Below are 22,112 nucleotides of genomic sequence, written 5' to 3'. Positions count from 1 at the left end.
CGAGGGCAGAATGTTCGTCGAAGGCCCCTGGGTCGAGAAGGTCATCGGCATCGACAAGGCGCGCAGCGAAATCGCCACCATGGTCACGCCCGACGGGCATGGGCGCATCGAACTGGATCAATTCCACTCCCCCGCGGCCCGCAAACCCAAGCCGGACGTCTCGACCGTCAACACCCTCGGCTTCCGGCGCATCATGTTCGCCGTCGACGACCTTGAAGATACCCTCGCACGCCTGCGCCCCCTGGGCGCCGAACTCGTATGCGAGGTCGTCAATTACGAAGGCATCTACAAGCTCTGCTATATCCGCGGACCCGAGGGTATCCTCCTGGGGCTCGCCGAAGAACTGGAATAAAGGCTTTTAGGGGGAGAATTCCCCCTCCTTCCCGCCCTCTGAATTTTTTTCGTGAAATCTATTGCGCAATCGATCGGTTGCGTGTATATTTGCTACCAATCAGTTGCGCATCAAGCGCGAGGACCCGGATGAGAAGAGACATTTTCCAAGCCATCGCCGACCCCACCCGACGCGCCATCGTCATGCTGCTGGCGGTCCAGGCGATGACCCCGAACGCCATGGCCGCGCATTTCGAGACCAGTCGGCAGGCGGTTTCGAAACACATCCGGATCCTGGTCGAATGCGAACTGCTTGAAGAGCATCCGCACGGTCGGGAAATCCAATACCATCTGAGGGCCTCGAAAATGCGCGAAATCGAAAAATGGCTGGAAGAGTTCAAAGCCTTGATGGCCAAACGCTTCAACCAACTGGACGACGTACTAACCCGATTGAAGGAGAGGAAAAAATGAAGCAAGAGAAGATTTTCAATTTCACGGTGGACAAGGGAAACCTGGCCGTCAAGGTGGAGCGCTCCTTCGATGCGCCGGTCGATTTGGTATGGTCCGCCTGGACCGAGTCCGCACTGCTCGATCAATGGTGGGGGCCATCGCCCTGCCACGTGGAAACCAAATCCATGGACTTCTCCGAGGGCGGGAAATGGCTCTATGCCATGGTCCTCCCCCAGGGCGATCGGCATTGGGCTACGAAGACGTTCTCGAAGATCGTCCCGAGGAAAAGTTACGTGTTCCGGAGCCTCTTCTGCGATGAGAACGGGAAGGTGAAGCCGGGCACGACGGGATCGACCTGGAAGAATTCCTTCGTCGAATCCAACGGCGTCACCTTGGTCACCAACGACATCAAATGCGACTCGATCGAGCATCTCGAAGCCCAGATCAAGATGGGGTTCAAGGAAGGCTATTCCGTGGGCCTAGGCCAGTTGGAAACGCTGCTGGCGCGTCTCGTGGAAAAGGGGAAATGATGCGGAAGCTTATCGCCATCACCCAACTCTCCCTCGACGGGGTCATGCAGGCCCCGGGGGGCCCGGATGAAGATCGGCAAAGCGGCTTCGCCCATGGCGGTTGGGCCCTCCTTTCCGCGGACGATGCTGTGGAGAAGGCCGTAGCTGGGCTCATGGCCGGGAAGTTCGATTTGCTTTTGGGCCGGCGTACCTATGATATCTTCCACGGGTATTGGCCCCTGCATAGCGACAACCCCATCGGCGAGGCGTTCGGCAAGGCCGTGAAATACGTCGTCACCAGCAAGGACAAGGGGCTGGACTGGGAGACGTCCGTGCGCGTCGGCGGGAAGGCCGTGACCGGGGTGCGCAAGCTGAAGGCGACCCGGGGGCCGGCGTTGCATATATGGGGAAGCAGCGAATTGTTGCAAGCCTTGATCGCGGCGGATCTCATCGACGAATACCAATTCTGGACCGTCCCCGTGGTGCTGGGATACGGCAAGCGCCTGTTCGAGGCGGGCGTTCCGCCGCGGAAATTGAAGTTGATAGACGGGAAAATCGGATCCGGGGGAGTGCTCGTCGCTACCTACCGGCCGGTCGGCCCGCTTCCGAAAGCGAAGGCGGCAAAGAAGCTGAGTAGCCGGGAATAACCTAGTTTCGCGCCGAGGTATTCCGCGTTCTATGGCCCTGCATAACGGTTCCCTCCGTACTGGCTTCTGGCGAGACCTCGGAAATGCCATCCGCGGCACCGATGCGGACTATACCCGCATCGACCTGAAGCGGGCCATCCTGCTCTTGGCCATCCCCATGGTTCTCGAGCTCGTCATGGAATCGACCTTCTCCGTGGTGGATATTTTTTTCGTCGGCAAGCTCGGCCCTTCGGCGGTGGCTACGGTGGGGATCACCGAGACCTTCATGTTCCTCCTTTACTCGGTTGGCATGGGGCTCGCCACCGCGGTTACCGCCCTGGTCTCGCGCCGGATCGGCGAGAAACGCCCCGACGAAGCCGGCACGGCCGCGGTCCAATCCATCCTGCTCGGGCTCCTCGTTTCGATCCCCTTCGCCGTCGCCGGCATCTTCTTCGCCAAGGATCTGCTTTCCCTGATGGGGGCCGATGCCTGGGCCCTCCGGGAAGGCTTCCGCTACACGCGGCTCTTGTTGGGCGGCAACGCCGTCATCATCCTCCTTTTCGTGATCAATGCCGTTTTCCGGGGAGCAGGCAACCCCGCCATCGCCATGCGGGTGCTTTGGACCGCGAACTTGGCCAATATGCTGTTGGACCCCCTGTTCATCTTCGGTTTGGGACCCATACACGGCTTCGGCGTGGAGGGAGCGGCCATCGCGACCACTACGGGCCGAAGCCTGGGCGTCCTTTTGCAATTCTACTACTTGTTCCGGGGAGGCCAGAAGGTCGCCTTGAAATGGGAACATATTCGCTGGAATGCCGCGGTGGCCTGGAGCGTGTTCAAGACTTCCCTGGGCGGGATCGGGCAGATGCTCGTGGCCATGACGTCGTGGATCTTCCTCATGCGCATCCTCGCGAGCGTGGGCAGCCAGGCCGTGGCCGGGGCCACCATCGCCCTGCGGGTCATGTTGTTCACCTTGACGCCCGCCTGGGGCATGTCCAACGCGGTGGCCACCTTGGTGGGCCAGAACCTCGGCGCCAAGGATCCGGATCGGGCCGAATCCGCGGTCTGGCGCATCGGCATCTATAACACGTGGTTCCTGGGCTCGGTTTCCATCGTCTACTTCTTCGGCAACGTACGGCTCATGGGCATCTTCACCGACGATGCGCAGGTCATCGCCATCGGCTCGGGATGGCTGCGCATCCTTTCTTATTCCTTCCTCGTCTACGGATGGTGGATGGTCTCCACCCAGGCCTTCAACGGGTCGGGCGATACGCGCACGCCCACCCTCATCAACATCGTGTTCTTTTGGATGATCCAGATTCCTCTATCCTGGTTCCTTGCCATTCGCATGGGTTGGGCGCATTCCGGCGTCTTCTGGGGGGTCTTCTTCTCGGAAACCTCGGTGGGCCTCTTCACCCTATGGCTTTTCACCCTGGGGAAATGGAAGACGGTCTAGGAATCGGCCTTTTTTCCCTTCGCTAAAAAAAGTGGTGCAAACTTCAGGTCGAAAGCTTCTAAGGCTTGTCGGGTAATTGCATTTATTGCCTTCACCCCTGGGATCCCTTTCGCACTCCCTGATTTTTCCTCTCAACCAAGAGCGAGGTTTTTGATCCATGAAAAAAGCAATGGCGGGGAAAACCCACATTCATCCCAAGGAAGCCGTATTCATACTCACCATTTCCGCCCTCCTCGCCTGTAACGAAGGCCCCACGGGCGCTGATGCGAGCCAAAACGCCGTGGCGGCGCAAACGGCCGGCACGACGACGATCACGACCTTAGCGGGCCTTCGCAGCATGTCGCCGACGGGGCATTACGTCCTAGGCGGTAACATCGACGCTTCAGCCACGGCGAACGCCCCGTTCGTGCCTATCGGCACTTTCACGGGAAGTTTCGACGGCGGCGTTTACACGATCAACAACCTGCACATCGTCGGCACGAAATATACCGGCCTTTTCAGCCAAACCGATGGCGCGACCTTGAACCGGATCCATCTGACTAACGTGACCGTTTCAGGCTCTTCCATCGTCGGAGCCATCGTCGGCGTCATGTGGAACGCCACCCATCTGACGAATAGCTACGTGACCGGCACTGTAACCGGGACCAGCACCGCGGCCGACGTGGGCATGGCGGTGGGATTCGCCGGCGGTAACCGTGGCCTGATCCAAAGATGCTACGCCACCGGGACCGTCAATGGATCCGGGTGGAGCGTGGGCGGATTCATCGGAAAGGTCAGCAGCGACGGGCCAATCACCCTCAACGATGATCCCCGCATCGGGATTTACGAAGTCTTCACGAACGTGAACGTCAATCCCACCATCCCCGCCGGATCCGAGGTCGATGCCGGAGGCCTGATCGGGACGCTGATGGGAGCGGACGTCCGCAGCATCAATGTCGTCGGCCCGGTGCGCGGGCAATTTGCGGCAGGCGGCATCATCGGGGCCGCGTATAATGACGGGGCGACCCCCTCGACCATCCGTTATATGATCTATCGGGGCAATGTCATCGATATGGGAGCGGGCACCAATCGCGCGGGGGTCATCGGCTTCCAGGAAGGGACGTTTTCCCGCTGCGATGAATCCTATTGGAGCACGAACGCGGACCCGGGGACGCCTGCGCCCAGCATCGCCGGCGGCTGTCAAACGGGAATGAGCGACGCGACGCTTAAGGCCCCCCACCCGAATCCGAACCGACTGCTCTGGCCCTACGTCGTCGGGCAAATTGTCACCCAGGACATGATCACCAACCAAGGCTACGACCAATGCAAGCTCGCTTCCGGTAGCGACACCGATTGGGGTTTCGGCGGATGTTCCTACACGCCTTTGGAGTGGGATCTGAATTCGTCCACTGAACACATCACCCTCCACAATATCCCGAACCCGACCGTACAGCCTAAGTAAAAGCCGGCGCGGGCCGCACGCGTTGCGGCCCGCGCTTCCCTCCCGATTCCGTTGGTTCTCGTCCCCTCATCTTTTCATCAGTTCGACGAACTGGCCCAACTCCTCCGCATTCAGATCGGAAACGGCGCCCAAGCGAAAGCCATCCCGACTCCAGAATACGACGTGGTAGCCCTGCAGCGTTTTCGGCGTTGCCCGGCCATTATCCCCGCTCGCGGCAGGCCAGCAGAACACGTTGATGACATGCAGATGCCTCCGATAGACCAAGGCGGCCACGGGATGCCCGCCGAGGTATTCCAATCTTCCCCCGACGAGGGGGAAACCCTCTTCGGAAAAATCCGCCACCGGCGGGGAGAAATCCAACTTGCCCGTGAACCAGGGTTTCACGGTATGCCGATCGGTGGAGGCGACATCGAATAGGTGATCGGCTTGGAGCGAGCGGACATGGCAGGCCACCATTTCCCCGGCCAAGGCATCGCGGCGGAAGCCCGCATTCATAGCCCAGAAGCCTAGGGCCAAGGCGAGGAGAGCAGATACGAGACCGGCCGCGCCCAACCTCGCGCGCGGTCTATGCCAGGGCCTCCATCTTTTGCTGCCCGATCCATCCGACGCCGGAAGAGCAGGGGGAACGGAGGCGGGGGAAGCGACGGGCAGGGAGGCGCGTATCCGGGCGGCCAATCCCGGCGGGGCCGCGAAGGCCAGGGCGCCATGGGAAAGGCGCGCCTTGAGATCGCGCAGCGCCGCGCTTTCGGCCAAACAGGCGCCGCAACCATCGGAATGCCTTTCCATCTCCAGCGCATTCACCAGATCGAGTTCGCCATCCAACCAGGGATGCAATAGTTCCAGGAATCGGGGGCAATCCATGGTCATCCTTCCCCACCCGAGCGGGCCAGGCTCTTATGCAGGCGCTCCCGCGCCCGCAGCAAACGCGACATCACGGTTCCGATGGGGATATCCGCGATTTCGGATATCTCGCGGTAGCTGCATCCCTGCCACTCGCGCAAGACCAGCACTTCGCGGAATTCCACCGGCAAGGCTTCCACCGCGCGGCGGATCGCCTGGCGATCGCGATCCAGGGCCAGGCGCGCATGGGGATTGTCCGAAGCATCCCAAGGGCCGTGGATTTCTTCATCGAAAGGCGTGCTCAGGTTTTCCAGGCGGCGGGATTTGAGCCAGGTATAGCAGGCATTGCGGACGATGGCCAGCAGCCAGGCCTTGGCGTCGCCTCCCCGGAAGCCGGCGAAGGATTTCCACGCGCGCAGATAGGCGTCCTGCACCCGATCCTCCGCATCCGTATCGCTGCGGACCAGCCAGCGCGCCAACCCGAAAGCGGCATCCAAATGCGGCAGCACCTGGCTCTCGAAAGTTCCCGCGTTCGGCTTGTCCATCCTAGCTGAAGACTTCCCTGGTAGAGGATTTATTCCCGGCCTCCCGAATTTTCCGGGAATATTTCCGCGCTGCCCAAAGTCTAGCAAAGGGGAATGCCCGCTCCGGCGCATCCGCCCCTTCCTTCGAATGGAGACCCAAGCATGGAACCGAAAAAGCCCTTGAAATGGTTGTTCTTCCCGCCCCTGGACGCGCCCGCGGCCACCGTGGTCATCCGCATGATGGCGGGGCTGGTGTTTTTTTGGGAGGGGATCCTGAAATTCGTCTACGCCAACCAAGGCGTGGGACGGTTCACGAAATTGGGTTTCCCCATGCCCGCGGAGCTGGCCCATACCGTCGCCGTATGGGAAATCGCCGGAGGCCTGCTCCTGATATTGGGATGGATGACGCGGCCCGTGGCCATCGCCTTCCTCATCGAAATGATCGTCGCGGTGCTATCCACCAAAATCGGGCTTTACTTCGGCACCTCGCCCTTGCCGAAGCCGGCGGCGGCGCCATTCCTGGGACCTTGGGCGGTCCTGCATGAAATCCGATCCGACTATGCCCAATTCATGTGCTGCTTGTTCCTGCTCCTCGTAGGGCCGGGATCGGTTTCGGCGGATGCCGCGCGATCGATCAAAAGAGAGTAGGCGACGTAGGGATCTATTTAGGTCGCATTTCCAAAAAGAACAGTCCGCAGGGACCGTCTTGGGCCGGGTCCATTCTCCAGCCGCCGGCGACGCGGTGGAAGCGGGAGGCCTGTCGCTTACCTGCGAGGTTGAACAGGACCGGCGCGGCGGAAGAGGCGGTCCCGGCCACGAAGAAGCCCGACCCGGATCGGAAAAGCACTGGCCTCAGGGAGGGCGCCCGGGGCCGCATCAGGCCGACGGCGGGCATGTCCAGAACCAAAGGCCGGGATAGGCTCCATTCATCGGGCGTGCTTGCCGAAGCTTTCGCCAAGGCGGCCGGCTTGGCATGGATAAGGCGCACCCGCCAGTAGAGGGCCCCATGGTAATCGGCCAAGGCGGGGATGGAATCCGGATCGAGGTGCAGGGAAGTAACCGTCACCACCGTGCGCAGAACCACATCGGCGAAAGCGGCGTCCTTGGAGATTTCCACTTCCACGCTGTCGCCGGCCAGGAAGGACGCCAAAAACGAAGTATCGGTGCAAGCGCCGTGATTGATGATCTTGAATTCGAAATCCACCTTCCCTTCGCATAGCTGCCCCGCTTCGGGGTACTTCGGGATGACCACGCCCCTGCATAAGGAGTCCCGATCTTCCGGAACGAAGCTGTCCTTGTATCGTTTGTGGATCTCGTTTTCGGATATCGCCCCTTCTTCCACCTTCACGAAATCGATGGCGCCTTCGAGATGGCGCGGATCGAAATCCGCGTTGGTCCGCGCCCCGACATAAGCATCGACTTCGCCCCCTAAGAACGGGGTCGCCTCCGGTCCTTGGGTGCGCCATGAGTCGGTGGCATCGCTGCCATTCAGGTAGATGCGCATGTCGGCGCCGTCCCAGGTCCCGACGAAATGCGTCCATTCGTCCTTCGCGACGCAACGATCGGAATAAACCTCTTTCCAACTTCCCAGGGAACCAGCCATGACGAAAACGGGGAAGCAATCGGAGATGCGCTCGCGCGAGACGGGGGAAAAGCCCGCTTGGGCCGCCGACCATTCGGATTCGGTTTTATAGGCATTGCGGGGCAGCGGAGGATAGAGGTAGCCGCCGCCAACGCGGAAGGCGAGGCCTTGATGGACGTCGGGGACCGTGTTCAGGATATTGGCGATGAAGTTGCTGGCTTCCGGACCGTAGGCGTGGATGCGGAAGCGGGCCTCCACCGTAAACGGCCCGGTCGGGCTATGGAAACCGGGGACCCGGATCGATCCTCCCGCCGGCCCGAATTCGACCGCGCCGGGATAGCCGGAAGATGGTTTCGTATCGCCGGCGGGTATGCCGAGGGGAAGCGTTCCAGGCTGCGATCCCAGGTTCGCCGAATCGTTGAAGTCCATGTGGAGAAGTTCCGCGGACCGGGGATTCCCCGCGAAGAAGGATGCGAAGGCCAACCCGGATAAGATGAAACGGTTCCTGATCCGACGCGACATGGGAGCCTCTGTTGTTGGGGCGCGGGCCGCCCGACCATAATCCATTGTAGATTGAGGGCCGCCTCGCGTCAAGCCGTTGCGGAGCCAGGGGAAATGACCCGCTGCCAAAAAAGCTTAAAAAAGACGGGGGTGGATTCTCAGGGCAGTAATAAAAGCTTATCATTTTTCATCATGTTGCTAATACGTTTAAGCCGAATAAAAATTGGTCTTCTTCTGTTGGGTATGCTATCGGGCGTATCCGCCCAATCGGCCTGGACGGTGAGAAGCCCCTTGCCGACGGGAAACGCGCTTTGTTCCGTAGCCTGGACAGGTAGCCATTTCGTGGCCGTGGGATATGCGGGCACGGTACTCACCTCACCGGACGGCCTTGCCTGGACCACCCGGGACGTCCCGACGACGGACGATCTTCATCTGTTCTCCGTGACCTGGACGGGAAGTCAACTCGTGGCCGTGGGAGAGCGATATCACCTAGGTTATTTCCAGGCAGATGCCATCCTCACTTCGCCGGACGGCAGCAACTGGACGGAGCGCAACTCCGGCACCCAGGCCCATCTGAACTCGGTTGCATGGACGGGCACCCGATTCGTGGCGGTGGGGAGCGGCGACTCCGCCTTCACCTCGCCGGATGGCATCACCTGGACTTCCCAAAGCCTAGGTTCCTGGAATAAGCTGTACTCCGTGACCTGGTCGGGAACGCAACTCGTAGCCGTGGGTGAGCAGGGCGCGATCCTTACCTCCCCCGACGGCATCACCTGGCTCAGCCGCGCCTCCCCGACACCATCCATCCTGCGATCCGTGGCGTGGACGGGAACGCGGTTCATTGCCGTAGGCGACTTCGGCGGCATCCTCGCCTCGCCCGATGGAGCCAGCTGGACCTCTCAAGCCGCGGGCACCGCGAGATCCCAGTACTCCGTGACATGGATGGGCGCTCAACTCGTGGCCGTGGGAGCTAATGGCGAAATCATGACCTCCCAGGATGGAATCGCCTGGACCGCGAGAACCTCGGGTACCGATGAGACCTTTTTTTCCGTGACGTGGACGGGGACAAGGCTCGTGGCCGTCGGGTTGGATGGAGCCATTTACAACTCTTCAGACGGCATAGCCTGGGCTTCCGCGAACTCGGGGACAACGCTTGCCCTCTCCTCCGTGGCCTGGACCGGGAAACAGTTCGTGGCCGTGGGCGACACCATCTTTACCTCGCCGGACGGGATCACCTGGACTCCGCGGAACTTGAGCCTAAGGCCGTATCGCCATCTATACTCCGTGGCTTGGACAGGGGCGCAACTCGTGGCGGTGGGCGATTACGGAGGTACTTACACCTCACCCGACGGTATCGATTGGACCCCTCAAAAGTCGGGCACAGCCGAGCAATTGTATTCCGTGACTTGGACGGGTTCGCAACTCGTCGCCGTTGGAAGCTTCAACGCCATCCGTACTTCACCCGATGGCATCACCTGGACAGAGAGAGGCTCGAGTACATTCAACGAGAACCTTATCTCGGTGACCTGGACGGGGACGCAACTCCTGGCCGTGAGCGACTTCGGAAGAAGCTACACCTCTCCCGACGGCATCGCTTGGACCTCCCACAATACTATCCAGGGGGAATATCCACGTTCCGTGGCATGGACGGGAGCGCAGTTCGTGGCGGTAGGTAAGTTCGGTTCCATCCTCACTTCGCCCGATGGCAGCACCTGGACTTCCCGTGGCACGCAATCCACCACCCAACTGGAATCCGTGATCTGGACCGGAACCCAGCTCGTAGCCGTAGGGAACACCATCGCTACTTCACCCGACGGCATCACTTGGACAGTCATAAACGCCGGCGTTCCGGTATCGCTTAAATGCGTGATAGCGTCGGGTTCGCGACTCGTCGCCGTGGGTGGCGGGGGCACCATTCTTACCGCCACGGAAAATTCCAGTTCGATTAAGATCCGGCCGCGGTCCCGGGGCGAACTTTCGCTGCGCCTGACCTCTTCCTATCTTTTTTGCATCCCGCCTTCCCGGCTGGGAAATCAAAAAACCCGCGTGTCGATTTATTCCATCGATGGCGGCAAGGAAATGGAATCGTGGGCCTGGGCCGGCCGCGAGATTAAAGTCCCCATCGATCGTCTGGCGCGCGGACGGTATGTACTGGGATTAACGGCGGCGGGGATGGGAATCGCCGAGCCATTCGAGATAGCGAGATAGAGATCTCCTTGGCGCACACGGATCACTCCTTGATTACTTTCCAGTGCACCTCTTCCCCCAATTGGTCGGTCACGGTACCGGTGGTCTGGGGAACTTGCAGGGCAGCCTCCACCGAATCGCGTGCCGGGTCGGTCAGGAAGCTGGGATGGGCTTCGAAGCGGTTGCCTGCGAGAGGGAATTTCCCGAGGATCTTGTCGTTCGCGAATTCAGGGTTATGCACATAGAAAACGATTTTCTTCCTTGCCGACATTTATGCCCCCTTGAATGTCACTTTGGCCCTTAACCGGGACCGAGCAGGCTATCCAAGACCGAGAAGTCCGAATCGCCCAGCCCCCGCTCCATGCCCTCCCGGTAAAACTCCCGTAAGGCTTGCAGCAAAGGCAATCGCAAACCCTTCGCGTCGGCTTCGGCCAAACGAAGATCCTTATCCATATGCTTCAAGGAGAATTGCGCGGCGAAATCCCGGCTCCGCAATTTCGGTTCCTTCAAATCGCTCACGCCCGAGCGCGATACGTTCCCGCTCAAGGCTTCGAAAAAAATATCGTCGGTCAGGCCTTGGGAGAGAGCGAAGCGATGGCTTTCGCTCAAGGCTTCCATCACCAGGGCGATGTTCATGTTCATGGCCAGCTTGATGGCGCTGCCCTTCCCGAGTTCGCCTACGTGCTGGATCTTCGCCGCCTGCCGTTCCACCACGGGCCGTGCGCGGGCGATGACCGCCGCGTCCCCGCCCATGTAGAACACGGTCTTTCGCTGCTCCGCGGCGATCTTGCTTCCGGTGAACGGGGCTTCCAGGAAATCCGCGCCGGTGGCCTTGACCTGCTTCGCGAATTCCAAAGTCCAGGTCGGGGATATGGTGCTGCTTTGCATTACGATCTGCCCGGCCTTGAGGGCGGGCAGGATCCGGCGCAAGACATCTTGTACCGCGGGAGGATCGGAGACAACGATGATGATGAGATCGGAACCGGCGGCAGCGGCTTCCGGGGTATCGCACCAGCCCGGGAAATCCTTCTTGGTGCGGTTCCAAACCCGCACCGGCAAGCCGTCTTGCTGCAGATTGCGCGCCCAGACGGCGCCGATGATGCCTAATCCTAAAACCGCGACGTTCATCTGCCGGTCCCGGGTGCTCGCTGAATCAATTCGCGACGGTTGCCAAGGCGCGCGGTTCGGTCGCGACGTCGCCCTCGACGAGTTCGCCGCGGTTCTTACGGTATTCCAGGCCCCACTCGCACAATTGCTCCAACAGGGGCTTCAAGGACCAGCCGGTCTCGGTGAGGCTGTACTCGACCTTCGGAGGTACTACGGGATAGACCTTGCGGGCCACCAATCCCGATTCCTCCAGGTCGCGCAATTCCTGGGTGAGCATCTTCTGGCTGATGCCGCGTACCATGCGCTGCAATTCACCGAAGCGCTTCACGCCGCCTTCCTTCAGGTGCCAGAGGATGATGACCTTCCATTTCCCTCCGATGATGGAGAGAGCGGTGGTAACCGGACAGTGAACCATGGTGTTTTGCATACTTCAGTTTTCTCTTGGGCGCCTTGGGGCAGTCCTATGGATACTTTCCTATTGATACGATGGAAAATATAGTTACGGGCAGGAACAAAACAGTTGGCGATAAGGGGGCAATCCTTTATTCCCCTGGATGGATATCCCGGAGAAACTCCTGGATTTTGGGTTTGGCCGCGGAATCCAGGCGTTTTCTCCTAACTTTCGCAGGATGGCAAGGTCGCCTACCCTCACCCGCGCGGAACTGCAGCGTAAAGCGGCGCATGCCGCCGCTTTCTGGCCGGCTTTGCTCCTCCCATGGTTATCGCCCTTGCAAGCCATGGGGGTAACCGCCGCGCTTCTGCTGATGAATCTTTTCGTTCTGCCGCGGGCCGCGCCGGTCCTGTATCGCGCCGAAGCCGACGGGATGGGGGCGCTCGAAATCATCCTCTACCCGGCCGCCCTTTGCGCTTGCGTGGCGGCGGTCGGTTATCCGGCGGGGGGGAAACCCGCATGGTACCTCCCCTTGGGGGCGGCATGGTTCGCCCTGGCCTGCATCGATGCTGCCATCGGCCTATGTTGCCGCGCGTTCCCCGGCGGCCCGTCCTTGCCGTGGAACCGGCGCAAACCCGTAACCGGCGTGTTACTGGGGTGCGCCTTGGCCGCGCTGCCGGGCTTGGCCCTGGCGCATTGGGCGGCGCGTCCGCAGGGCGCCCGCGAGTGGATGGGATTGGGGATCCTGTTCGTCGCGGCGGCGGTGGCGGAAACCTTGTGGTTCGGCGTCGCCGACAACGTGGTCATCCCCTTCACCGTCTGCGTATTGGCCCCGCTGGTTCCCGGTCCGTTGTGGCCGCCCGGGGCAGGCGGCATCCTGGCCGGGGCGGGCGCCGGCGGCATCTGGCCGGAAGCGGGTTCCGGAATCGGGACGGCATTGCTGGTGGGCATCCCCGCCGCCTTCGGATTGTTGGCCTGGGCGGCGCGCCTGTTGACCCCGGGCGGAGCCGTGGCGGGGGCCTTGATGGCCTTTCTCCTCGTGCGGGCCGAACCTTGGCTGTTCGCGTTCCTGGCCGGGTTTTTCGTCCTCGGCAATCTGGCCACCCGCATCGGCTTCGCCGGCAAGCGAGAGCGGGGAATCGCCGAAGCCCGCGGCGGCAGGCGGGGGGCGGCCGAGGTATTCGGGGCCATGGGCCTGGCCGCGTGGATGACTCCGCTCGCGCATTTGGCGCGGGCGCGCGGGGGGGACGTAACACCGGCGTTACTGGTCATCGTCGCTCCCCTGGCGGCCAAGGCCTTCGATACGGTCTCTTCGGAGATCGGAAAGGCCGTAGGCGGGACTACCATCTCCTTGCGGAGCTTCCGGACGGTGCCCGCGGGAAGCGAAGGCGGGGTTTCCTTGGCGGGTACCTTGGCCGGCCTGGCGGCGGCGGCCTTGATGTGCGCCGGAATCGTGCCTTTGGGTTGGGGAGGCTGGGGGGCGGCGGGCATCCTGTTGGCCATTTCCTTGGCCGCCAACGTTTTCGAATCGTATTGGGGCGAATACGCCGCGGGTCGCGGCCTCGATCAAGGGCCGCATGCCAACGTGCTGATGACCCTGTTGGCCGCGGTGCTGGCCTGGTTGGCGTTCGCGGCGGGGCTACGCTAGCGTGGATGCGGAGCGCAGGCTTGGCGGCATTACCTCAGGGAACCGCGATGACGATCCCGGAGTCGTTCTTGCCTTTCTTGTCCGGAGCGGGTTGCGGCGGCACGTCGTCTCCGTTGAGCTTGGCCTTACCGCCTTGCGCGACGTAGATCCCGTCCCCATCGCCTTCCACGGTTCCTTTCACGTCGGCCGTGGCCTTGTTCTCCACCCGCATTTGCCGCGGCAAAGCCCCGGCAGTGTCCGGCACGGTATTTCCCGAGAGCGTGAGGCCGGTGGCGGTCAATTTGGCCTGGGTATCCAACCATATCCCGCCGCCGCCGCCGGAATCGCTGGCGAAATTCCCGGTGAAGGCGCAGTCGACCAGATCCACCTTGGCCTTGGAACCCACCGTCAGCGCCGCCATCAAGGCTTGCTTCGCCCCGTCCACGCGTACCTGCTTCAGTTGGAAGGTCTTCCCGTTGTCTCCCGTCACGATTTGGATGGGATAGGCGCCGCCCGGGGCCGAGAGGAGGAGATTGCTTCCGGCATTTCCGCTATCGCCTTGCAGGCCCCCGTCCGCGGCGACGATGCTGAACCCGTCCAAGGTCGAGCCGTTCCCGGCCATGCGCACCGCGAAGCCGGTTCCCGTGGAGACCAGGATGGACTTGGGATCGGCCACGGTGCGGTCCGCGGTCGTAAGGCCGGTGCCGTCCGCCGGGAACCCTCCATACACGGCCAACCCGGAGGGGATATCCAAGCTTCCCGTCCCATCCTGCGAAACGGCGTATTGCCCGTCGCTGACCCAGATTTCCTTGCCCCCCGCAGCCGCGGCCCCGGACACCGCCTGCCAGACCTCGCCGTAAGCGTCTTGCCAAGAAGTGCCCTTCCCCGCCTGGCCCGAACGCACGAATACGATCCCGGGACGCTTGTGGATCGTAATGGCGGCGGGCGCACCGGTATTGCCGGCCGCGTCCGTGGGGGTTAACGTGACGGTGACGTCACCGGCAGGGTACGTGAGCGGGGGAAGGTTCCAGGCAGGGCCGGAAACCTGGGCCTGGCCGGCGGTAAGCCCCGGGCCGGACCATTTCACGGTGACGGGGCCATTGGCCTCGTCCAGGGTGCCGGAGAGGGCGGGATCGGCGGAGGTAATGGCCGCGACCGGCGCGGGGCCGCTGATGGCGAGCACGGGGGGCGTGCGATCGACAACGATGGCGAGGCTGGCCGCAGCGCTCCAATTGCCCGCGGAATCGGATTCGGAGACGAAGAGCGTTTGCGTGCCCTCGGTGATATCGGCGGCGGCCGCGTACTTCTTGGTGGTCACGGTCGCGAACCAAATCCCGTCGCTCCATCCCAACCGGAAGGTTCCCGTGCCTCCGGGTCCTCCCGAAGTCCAGGTCCATACGGGAGCGCGGGTGGGCGAGGGCGTGCCGGTGAGGATCGGCGCGGCCCCGGCCGCGGTGCGCCTGATGACCAGGACGGAGTCGGCGCCGCGATTGCCGGCCGCGTCCACGGAGGATCGGGTGATGCGGACCGGACCGTCGGCGGGAAGGGCTTCGAGGATTTGCAGCACCTGCGGAACGCCATCCACCGTCCACTGCACGCCGATCAAGCTGGAGTTGGTCCAGGAGCCGGTGGCCGGGCTGATGATCTTGACCACCGGCGCGGTCAGGTCCAGGGTCACGGCGGCGCTTGCCAGGGCCGACCAGTTGCCGGCCGCATCGCGCTCCTGCACGTACAAGGTATGGCTCCCTTCCGCTAAGGGATGGGACGGCACGTAGGCGGTGTCCCCCCAATCGACCATGGTCGCGGCGGGGTCGGTTTTATCCAGGCGCACGCGGAAATGCCCGTCGCCCCCGCCTCCGCCATGCCAGGTCCAACGGGGATACGCGACATTCAAAAGTCCCGGTACGCTGATCACGGGCGGTAATGGCCCTTGCGTATCGCGGATGACGGTCACCGAATCGGCCCCGGAATTCCCGAGCGAATCCCGGAAGGACCGCCGGATGACGTTGGGGCCTTCGTTGAGGAGTCGTTCGGAGGTCTGATCGGTTTGCTTCTGGTCGCCTACCATCCAATCCACCTTTACCACGCTGTCCTTCACGAGGCTGCCGGATATCGGCGACAGGATGGCCACGTCCACCTTGCGCACGGAGTCGGCGATGTCGAGGACCACGTCGAGGGCGGCGGTGGCGGGCGGATGATGGGAGTCGGAGGCGGTGACAGCGCATTCGCGATGGCCCGCGTCGCGGAAGCCGGGGACGAAGGTCCAGCGCAGGGACCCGGAATCGATGCTCCCGCAAGCGGAGGAAAATGAAACCGCGTCGCCTTCCCCGTCCCCGGCGAAAAGGGGTTTGAGATCAAGGACTATGGGCAAACCTTCCTTGCCGGTCAAGGACGTGGTCGCCGTCTTCCATTGGGGGGCGCTATTGGAGTCGATCACGGTGATGCGCGCGGAGATTTGCCCGGTCTCCGCGGGGGCGCCCCCGTCCTGGGCCCGGAACACGAGGTCCGCGAAGGTGGTCTCGCCCGCGGCTACGCATTGGAAGGACGGGGAGAAGGTAACCTGCCCGCTACGGGTGTCGTAGCTTCCCTGCCCGCATCTCGGCCAAGGGGGATTGTCCAGGCTAAGCAGGCTAGTGGGATCCCCATCGGGATCGCTGACGGCCACGGTGAATTTTAAGGTGGCGCCTTCGCGCACGCGGAAGGCCGTTCCCGTGGCGGGAGAGGCGAAAGAAACCGCCGGGGGGCGGTTCACGTGTCCGACGGAAATGGTGAGGATCTGTTCTTCGATGCCGCCGGCGGTATCAGCCACCACGATGCGGAAGCGGTAATTGCCTTTCCGGGAGCCGGGGGAGAAGGCGATCTTCAGCGAATCGCCGCCGCTCACGACCGATATGGCCCGGTCGCCGTCGGGGAACAAGGCGCGCAAGCTGTCGAGATCGGGGATGGAGAAGGTCAATGGATCGCCATCCTCGTCCCTGGCCCGGAGTACCACTACCTTGGATTCGCCTTCCAGCATGCTTAAGTCATGGACCCCCAGCCCTAAGGTCGGCGCATGGTTGGGGCGCGGCCCACCGGAAGTCGGCGGGGCGGTGGAGTCGTCCGGATGATCAGCGGGTTCATTGGACAGGCCGGGACGATCGGTGAGATTACATCCGGATATCCAAACGCAGGCGGAAAATGCCAGGAAGAGACGGGCGCGAATAGGAATCATGTCGGCCTCGCGGGTCAGGAGCGATGATCCGAAAAAACACTCCCGGGGACGGGGCGGGAAACGTTTTTTCCAAGAAGGGTCGGCCCGTGATGGAATCGAGGCCTGCGCCGTTACAATTTCTTGAAACGGCCGCTCAGGTTCTTCAGGATCTGATCGGGACGCGCCAAGCCCTGCGCCGCCGCTTCCGGACCGCTTGCACCGGTCCCGCCGGCCGCCGCTTTCGCCGGGCCCGCCTTCGCGTTCTGGCGCAGGAGCATCGCTTCCAATTCCATCTGGGCTTCGAGCTTGCGCGGCCATGGCAGGTTTTGATCCAGCGCATCCAAGGCGGCACGCGGTTCCTTAGGCAATCCCGCCACGCTTTGCCCCAGGCCCGCGAGGCGCGCGCAGATGCGGTCGCGCAAGGCCTTGGCGCCTTTACGGACGGCCTCGGCACGGTCCCGGGCGGCTTCCGCTTCGGCAAGGGCAACGGCCCCGGCGGATGCAGGCGGCCGATCCCGGGCCGAGATCGGATCGGCTCCCGGCAAGGCGGAAGCCCACGCCTCGGCGAACCGGGCCGCTGCGAATGGGGAGACAAGCAAAGCGTCCCAATCCGGAAGGGCGGAGGCCCGCGCCAGCAGATCGGCAACGGCTTGCTTGGCTTCCGCCGATGGTTGGGTGAAAACGCGGAACCAGGCGGTAAAGCATTCACGCGAAACGAATCCCGCGCCCAGGACCAGCGCGGCCCCCGCCCATCCGTTGCTACCGCCGCCCTTATGCACGGCCTGCCCCAAGGCCGCCAATGACTTCACCTGCGAGCCCGCCTTGGCGAGGACGGGAGGACGCGGCGGCGGCAAATCCTTTTCCGCGCGCGCCAAAGCATCGGCCCCGAAGGCCTCCTGCCAATAACGGGAGAGGATGCGGCCCGCGAGGAATTCCCGTGCCGTAGCGGTGGCCGCGCGGGCCTCCGGGGGCACGGACCAGGCGTCCAGCAACGCCTGCAAGCGTTTGGCGAAAAAGCCGGGCAAGGCCGAGGAGCCCGCCGGGATGATTTCCGCGGCCAGCCTATGCTGGAATGCAGCCTCCGCTATCGATGCGAACCATCCGCATGCGGGCGGGGATTTACCCGCGGATCCCCCGGAAGAGGCTTTCCCGAGCGAGCCCCCGCCCGACCCCTGCGCGCCGCCCGTACCCCGCGATGAGGCCGCCCCCAGGGGATCGGGGCCGAAGGCGAAGCCGCGCCAGGGTAACGGAGGCGCTACCCCTCCCCAATCCGCCAGATGCCCGGGAAGCCATTCCGCCCAGGGCTTTTCCGCCGCTCCGAAGAGGAGCTTGCGGGCGGCCAGAAAGAGATCGGCCTCTCCCCAAGACGGATCGACGTGCAGCAGGAAACGCCGGCCCGTCGGGCTCGTAACGAACACGTGGATCTGCAGGTAGGATGGCCAGGTAACGGGAAAGGACGGCGCGCCGATGGCGTCCTCGGCTGCCAGGGCCCGGGCCAAGAAAGCGGCCGGAGAGGCTTCGCCGGGGGCTTGGCTCCAGTCCGCCGCCAAACGATCCCAGGCGGCCGCCAGGTGGGCGGCGCGGGGGCGGGCGGCTTCGGCGGCCTTCGCGCCCAAGCGTTCCAGGGCATAGTCCCAAATCCATTTGCGCCAGCCGCGGAGTCCCCGCAACAGCGCGGGAATCGTGAGCGCGGCCAGCCCGGCGGCATCGGTCTCCAAGGCGATCCCATCCTGGGGATCGCCGTAGTCGAACCGGTAACTTAGACGATACGTATGACCGGCATGGGTAAGCCGATCGGGGTACAGGCGATGGAGGACATGGTCGGGTCGGGCGGTTTTTTCCGCGCCATCGCCGCCCGCAGCTTCGTCCCACGCATTCCATTCCCCGCCCTCCAAGCCCCCCGCCCAGTCGCGATGGCCGAATTCCAGGATCCGTTCGGGCGCCGCTTTCAGGAAGCGTTCCAATCCGATGCGCGAAGCCACTTCGGGCGCGCGCGACCGGTACCAATGTGCCAAGGCATCCTCGTCAGGAACCAGGCCGCGCATACGGGCCTTGGTTTCCAAGGCCGCCAGGGAGGCAAGCACCCGTTGGTTGGCTTCGCGGAAGGGTAAGGGCGCGCCGGCGCCGCCGCGGATCACGCCTTCGCGCCAGAAAATCTCCGCGCATTCCTCCGGGGCCACCGCCTCGTAATTTACGCGGCGATCCTGGCGGAGGGCGAAGCCTTTGAAGGTGATGCGTTCGACGGCTTCCACGAAGCCGCGCTCGGGATTCCAGGCCACGTTACCGTAAGCTTTCTTGCACATCTCCGGGGCGACTTCCTCCACCCAGGCCGGCTTGATCTCGGCGGCGCGATAGATGAAGGTTCGCGAAGTCTGGCGCACCTCGCCGGCCACGATCCATTCGGGCCGCCGCTTGGCCAGCGCCGATCCGGGATGGATATGCGCCTCCTTGTCCCCGGCCAGGCGGTAGGCGGTATCTTCCGGTTTGCGCCGGCCCAGGAAAGCCAGGAAACCCGCCAGGATGGCCTTATGCAAGCCATCGGTCGCCGCTTCCTCCAGCTTCAGCTTGGCGGGATCGAGTTCGATTTTCAGGAGACGCGAGAATTGATCCGCCAAGTCCATCCATTCGCGCACGCGGTTGTAGGAAAGGAAACTCTCGGCGCACAGGACGCGTAGCTTGCGTTGGGTCCAACGCTCGCCCCAATTGCGATGGATCCAAATCCACAAGGCCAACACGCCCAGGAAATCGGAGCGCGGATCCTCGAAGCGCTTATGCAAGCCGGCCGCCTTCCCGCGATCCGGTTCCTCGCGCGGAAGGAAGCGCGGGTCCTGCACCGTGATGCCCGCCGCGACGACCACGGCCAACTCGAGCACGTTATAATCGGCCGCCTTGAGCAGGATTTTCCCCAGGGCCACGTCCACCGGCAATTTGCTCATGCGCCGGCCTTCGGGAGTGAGGCGCGCGTCGAGCCCGGGCCCGTCCACGGCCCCCAACTCATGCAATTGCCGGAAGGCGCCTTTCAGGATCGCCGGCGCGGGCGGATCGGGGAAGGGGAAAGATCCCACGTCGAGCCCCAGGGCCAATAACTGCAAGGCCACGTTGGCCAGGTTGCTGCGCAAGACTTCGGGTTCGGTGAAGGTCGGGCGCTCGTTGAAATCGGCCTCGGAGTAGAGGCGCACGCAGGTGCCCGGCTTCACGCGCCCGGCTCTGCCCGCGCGTTGGCGGGCGCTGGCCTGCGACACCCGTTCGATAGGCAGGCCCTGGATCTTGGTCTGCGCATGGTAACGCGCGACGCGCGCCAGCCCCGTGTCCACCACGTAACCGATGCCGGGGATGGTCAAGGAAGTCTCGGCGATGTTGGTGGCCAGGATGATCTTGGGCCGATCGCTTTCCTCGAAAACGCGTTTCTGATCCCCGGGCGCCAGCCGGCTATAGAGCGGCAGGATGAGGAAATCCCGGCCCAGGTCCTTTTCCAATTCGCGTTGCAGCTCGTTGATTTCCTTTTCGGTGGGCAGGAAGGCGAGCAGGTTGTCGCGCTTGCGGCCTTGCAGTTCTCGGATGGCGATGGCAGCCGCTTCCACAGGCGGAAAGGCCCGCGCCGGAACGCCTTCCGCGCCCTCATCCCCCTCTTCCGCCGCCTCTTTGCCGGAGATATCCCAATATTCCAGGTGCACGGGAAACTGGCGGCCCTCCACCTCGATGACGGGCGCTTTAGGCTCCGGCGCCGCCTTTGATGAGCCCGCAGATGGCGCGCCTGGCGACGGCGCGCCTCCGGACCTTGCGCCATAAGGCGGGGCGTCCGGAAGCCCTCCGCCAAGCGGCGCGCCCAGATAGGCCGCGAAGCGATCGGCGTCCAGGGTCGCGGAGGTTACGATGAGGCGGAATTCCGGGCGACGCGGCAGCAGTTGCTTGAAGATCCCCAGCAGGATGTCCACGTTCAGCGAGCGCTCGTGGGCCTCGTCCAGCACGATGCCGGCGTAGCGCCGTAGCAGCGGATCGCGACGGAACTCCTGGAGCAGGATGCCGTCGGTCATGACCTTGACGCGGCAACCCTCGGGCACGTCCTCATGGAAACGGATCTTGGCGCCGATCAGTTCCGGCCGGCCCGTCTCCTGGCGCAAGCGATCGGCGATGGTCAATGCCGCGATGCGTCGCGGCTGGGTCACCCCGATCAGGCCCGAGGTCGGCCAGGGAGGCAGGGCTACGGTCGCGGTGGAGTCCGGGACGGCATCGAGGTCCGATTCCCCCAAGCCGGCTTCCAAGAGGAACTTGGGCAATTGCGTGGTCTTTCCCGACCCCGTTCCGCCTTGCACGACAAGCGTCTGGTTTTCCCGCAGGGCCTTGAGGATATCGTCCTTGCGGGCCAGGATGGGGAGCTCGGGATAGGCGAAAGTATAAGGCACGCAAGCAAATTAGATTTATCCGTTTTCCGGGAAGCGGCGGGGCATGCACGAGAAGACGATGGCCGAAAGGCTGAAAGAGCTGCGGCTGAAGGCGGGATTGGATCCCGAAGGCATCGCCGATCAGATCGGCATTTCGCCGGCGTGGTACGAGGACCTGGAAAGCGAGCCCGGCGAACTCGAGGACGGACTCGATCTGGCCCAGCTCCGCAAGTTGGCCGTGCTCCTTCACGTGGGGATGGGTTTTCTGCTCACCGGGGCGATCCTGCCCGACGAGGTTCCCCCTTTATCCTTCCTGGAAGTGGCCCGCCGCGTGCGGGCCCGCCTGGAGCATGCGCCGGACGTGGATGCGCTGGAAGCGAAGATCGGTTGGGAGTTGGGCGCCTTCCTTAAACGCCCGAGCGAAGAGGGCTGGGGGCAACGCGTCACGTTCTTCCGGGATCTGGGGATTGAACTGGAACTCGATTGGCGCGGCGTCCTGAAGTATTGCGAATCGTTTCTGGAGGAGTAACCGCCGTCGCTCAGAATCCCGGATCGGTTTTACAGCCTTTCGCTTGCAGCATTTTCATGACCTTCCAATTTCCCTCGACCGCGGCCGCCAGATAAGGCGTCCACCCCTCCGCATCCACCGCGTTGACATCGGCGCCCGCCCGGATGAGTTGGTCCACCACCGTTGCGTCCCCTCGGCGCGAGGCTTCGATCAAATCCTGGCTGAGACGGTCCTTGGTCCTGGACGTCGCGCATCCCATCCAAGTCAAGCCGACTGCGAACGCGATCCCTGCCTTACCCATGATTTCCCCCACCCTACTTTCCGACCGGACAAAGCCCTATCCATCCCGGGCCTGGGCCGGGCTCGCTTCGGAAAGGAAGGGTTCCAGTCTGCGCGTCGCGCGACGTCTCAAAAACTAATTGGGTAATTTGCGGTTGTCATGAAGTTTGTGCTTTTTCGGA

The 22,112-nt window shown here is 63.1% G+C and carries 19 protein-coding genes; 10 read left to right on the top strand and 9 right to left on the bottom strand.

Features of this window, described 5'->3' with window-relative positions; translation table 11 throughout:
* Nucleotides 1-10 precede the first annotated feature (10 nt).
* The 6 genes from JF616_15535 (at nt 11) to JF616_15510 (ending at nt 4,812) form a co-directional block, all read left to right on the top strand.
* The gene (locus JF616_15535) at nt 11-352 is read left to right on the top strand and encodes a VOC family protein (protein MBW8889166.1); all 342 of its coding nucleotides are present in this window, start codon (nt 11-13) and stop codon (nt 350-352) included.
* A gap of 128 nt (nt 353-480) precedes the next feature.
* Nucleotides 481-801, top strand: a complete 321-nt coding sequence (locus tag JF616_15530) for a winged helix-turn-helix transcriptional regulator (protein MBW8889165.1) — start codon at nt 481-483, stop codon at nt 799-801.
* A complete protein-coding gene (locus tag JF616_15525; protein MBW8889164.1) occupies nt 798-1,310 on the top strand; it encodes an SRPBCC domain-containing protein in 513 nt (170 codons plus the stop codon). The genes JF616_15530 and JF616_15525 overlap by 4 nt, the downstream gene beginning before the upstream one ends.
* Nucleotides 1,310-1,936 (top strand): dihydrofolate reductase family protein, encoded by a 627-nt coding sequence (locus tag JF616_15520; GenBank protein ID MBW8889163.1) that lies wholly within the window; start codon nt 1,310-1,312, stop codon nt 1,934-1,936. The genes JF616_15525 and JF616_15520 overlap by 1 nt, the downstream gene beginning before the upstream one ends.
* Before the next feature lie 31 nt (nt 1,937-1,967).
* Entirely contained in the window at nt 1,968-3,371 is a 1,404-nt protein-coding gene (locus tag JF616_15515; GenBank protein MBW8889162.1) for an MATE family efflux transporter, read from the top strand.
* A 157-nt stretch (nt 3,372-3,528) separates the two neighbouring features.
* Nucleotides 3,529-4,812, top strand: coding sequence for a hypothetical protein (locus JF616_15510; protein ID MBW8889161.1), 1,284 nt, complete (start codon nt 3,529-3,531; stop codon nt 4,810-4,812).
* 66 nt (nt 4,813-4,878) lie between these two features.
* Here JF616_15510 and JF616_15505 read toward each other — a convergent pair whose 3' ends face one another.
* Both JF616_15505 and JF616_15500 read right to left on the bottom strand, forming a co-directional pair.
* Nucleotides 4,879-5,673: an anti-sigma factor gene (locus JF616_15505; GenBank protein ID MBW8889160.1), complete on the bottom strand. Its 795-nt coding sequence runs from the start codon at nt 5,671-5,673 to the stop codon at nt 4,879-4,881.
* Nucleotides 5,674-5,675: 2 nt separating this feature from the next.
* Nucleotides 5,676-6,197 (bottom strand): sigma-70 family RNA polymerase sigma factor, encoded by a 522-nt coding sequence (locus tag JF616_15500; GenBank protein ID MBW8889159.1) that lies wholly within the window; start codon nt 6,195-6,197, stop codon nt 5,676-5,678.
* Nucleotides 6,198-6,338: 141 nt separating this feature from the next.
* Here JF616_15500 and JF616_15495 point away from each other — a divergent pair, with 141 nt between their 5' ends.
* The gene (locus tag JF616_15495) at nt 6,339-6,824 is read left to right on the top strand and encodes a DoxX family protein (protein ID MBW8889158.1); all 486 of its coding nucleotides are present in this window, start codon (nt 6,339-6,341) and stop codon (nt 6,822-6,824) included.
* Between the two features lie 13 nt (nt 6,825-6,837).
* On the opposite strand, the gene JF616_15490 is transcribed toward JF616_15495, so the two are convergent.
* Nucleotides 6,838-8,280 (bottom strand): LamG domain-containing protein, encoded by a 1,443-nt coding sequence (locus tag JF616_15490; GenBank protein ID MBW8889157.1) that lies wholly within the window; start codon nt 8,278-8,280, stop codon nt 6,838-6,840.
* Nucleotides 8,281-8,550: 270 nt separating this feature from the next.
* Here JF616_15490 and JF616_15485 point away from each other — a divergent pair, with 270 nt between their 5' ends.
* Entirely contained in the window at nt 8,551-10,467 is a 1,917-nt protein-coding gene (locus tag JF616_15485) for a hypothetical protein (GenBank protein MBW8889156.1), read from the top strand.
* Between the two features lie 22 nt (nt 10,468-10,489).
* On the opposite strand, the gene JF616_15480 is transcribed toward JF616_15485, so the two are convergent.
* From JF616_15480 to JF616_15470, 3 genes are read right to left on the bottom strand one after another with little or no spacing between them, the layout of a single operon-like run.
* The gene (locus JF616_15480) at nt 10,490-10,717 is read right to left on the bottom strand and encodes a hypothetical protein (protein ID MBW8889155.1); all 228 of its coding nucleotides are present in this window, start codon (nt 10,715-10,717) and stop codon (nt 10,490-10,492) included.
* 29 nt (nt 10,718-10,746) lie between these two features.
* On the bottom strand, nt 10,747-11,574 hold the full coding sequence (locus JF616_15475; protein MBW8889154.1) for an NAD(P)-dependent oxidoreductase: 828 nt from the start codon (nt 11,572-11,574) through the stop codon (nt 10,747-10,749).
* Nucleotides 11,575-11,599: 25 nt separating this feature from the next.
* Nucleotides 11,600-11,980, bottom strand: a complete 381-nt coding sequence (locus tag JF616_15470; protein MBW8889153.1) for a helix-turn-helix transcriptional regulator — start codon at nt 11,978-11,980, stop codon at nt 11,600-11,602.
* A gap of 202 nt (nt 11,981-12,182) precedes the next feature.
* Between JF616_15470 and JF616_15465 the strand changes: the two genes are divergently transcribed.
* On the top strand, nt 12,183-13,592 hold the full coding sequence (locus tag JF616_15465) for a DUF92 domain-containing protein (GenBank protein MBW8889152.1): 1,410 nt from the start codon (nt 12,183-12,185) through the stop codon (nt 13,590-13,592).
* A gap of 34 nt (nt 13,593-13,626) precedes the next feature.
* Here the strand turns inward: JF616_15465 and JF616_15460 are convergent, their stop codons facing one another.
* Nucleotides 13,627-16,782 (bottom strand): hypothetical protein, encoded by a 3,156-nt coding sequence (locus JF616_15460; protein ID MBW8889151.1) that lies wholly within the window; start codon nt 16,780-16,782, stop codon nt 13,627-13,629.
* A 110-nt stretch (nt 16,783-16,892) separates the two neighbouring features.
* Nucleotides 16,893-21,164 carry an ATP-dependent RNA helicase HrpA gene (gene hrpA, locus JF616_15455; GenBank protein MBW8889150.1) on the bottom strand — a complete coding sequence of 1,424 codons (4,272 nt, stop codon included), beginning with the start codon at nt 21,162-21,164 and terminating at the stop codon, nt 16,893-16,895.
* A gap of 43 nt (nt 21,165-21,207) precedes the next feature.
* On the opposite strand from hrpA, the gene JF616_15450 reads away from it, so the two are divergent.
* On the top strand, nt 21,208-21,672 hold the full coding sequence (locus JF616_15450; GenBank protein ID MBW8889149.1) for a helix-turn-helix transcriptional regulator: 465 nt from the start codon (nt 21,208-21,210) through the stop codon (nt 21,670-21,672).
* 10 nt (nt 21,673-21,682) lie between these two features.
* On the opposite strand, the gene JF616_15445 is transcribed toward JF616_15450, so the two are convergent.
* Nucleotides 21,683-21,952 (bottom strand): ankyrin repeat domain-containing protein, encoded by a 270-nt coding sequence (locus JF616_15445; protein MBW8889148.1) that lies wholly within the window; start codon nt 21,950-21,952, stop codon nt 21,683-21,685.
* Between the last annotated feature and the right edge of the window lie 160 nt (nt 21,953-22,112).

The organism is Fibrobacterota bacterium, from assembly GCA_019509785.1.
Classification (GTDB): Bacteria; Fibrobacterota; Fibrobacteria; order UBA11236; family UBA11236; genus Chersky-265.
Note: the sequence above shows the minus strand (reverse complement) of the source record. Positions and strands in the feature narration are given on the sequence as shown.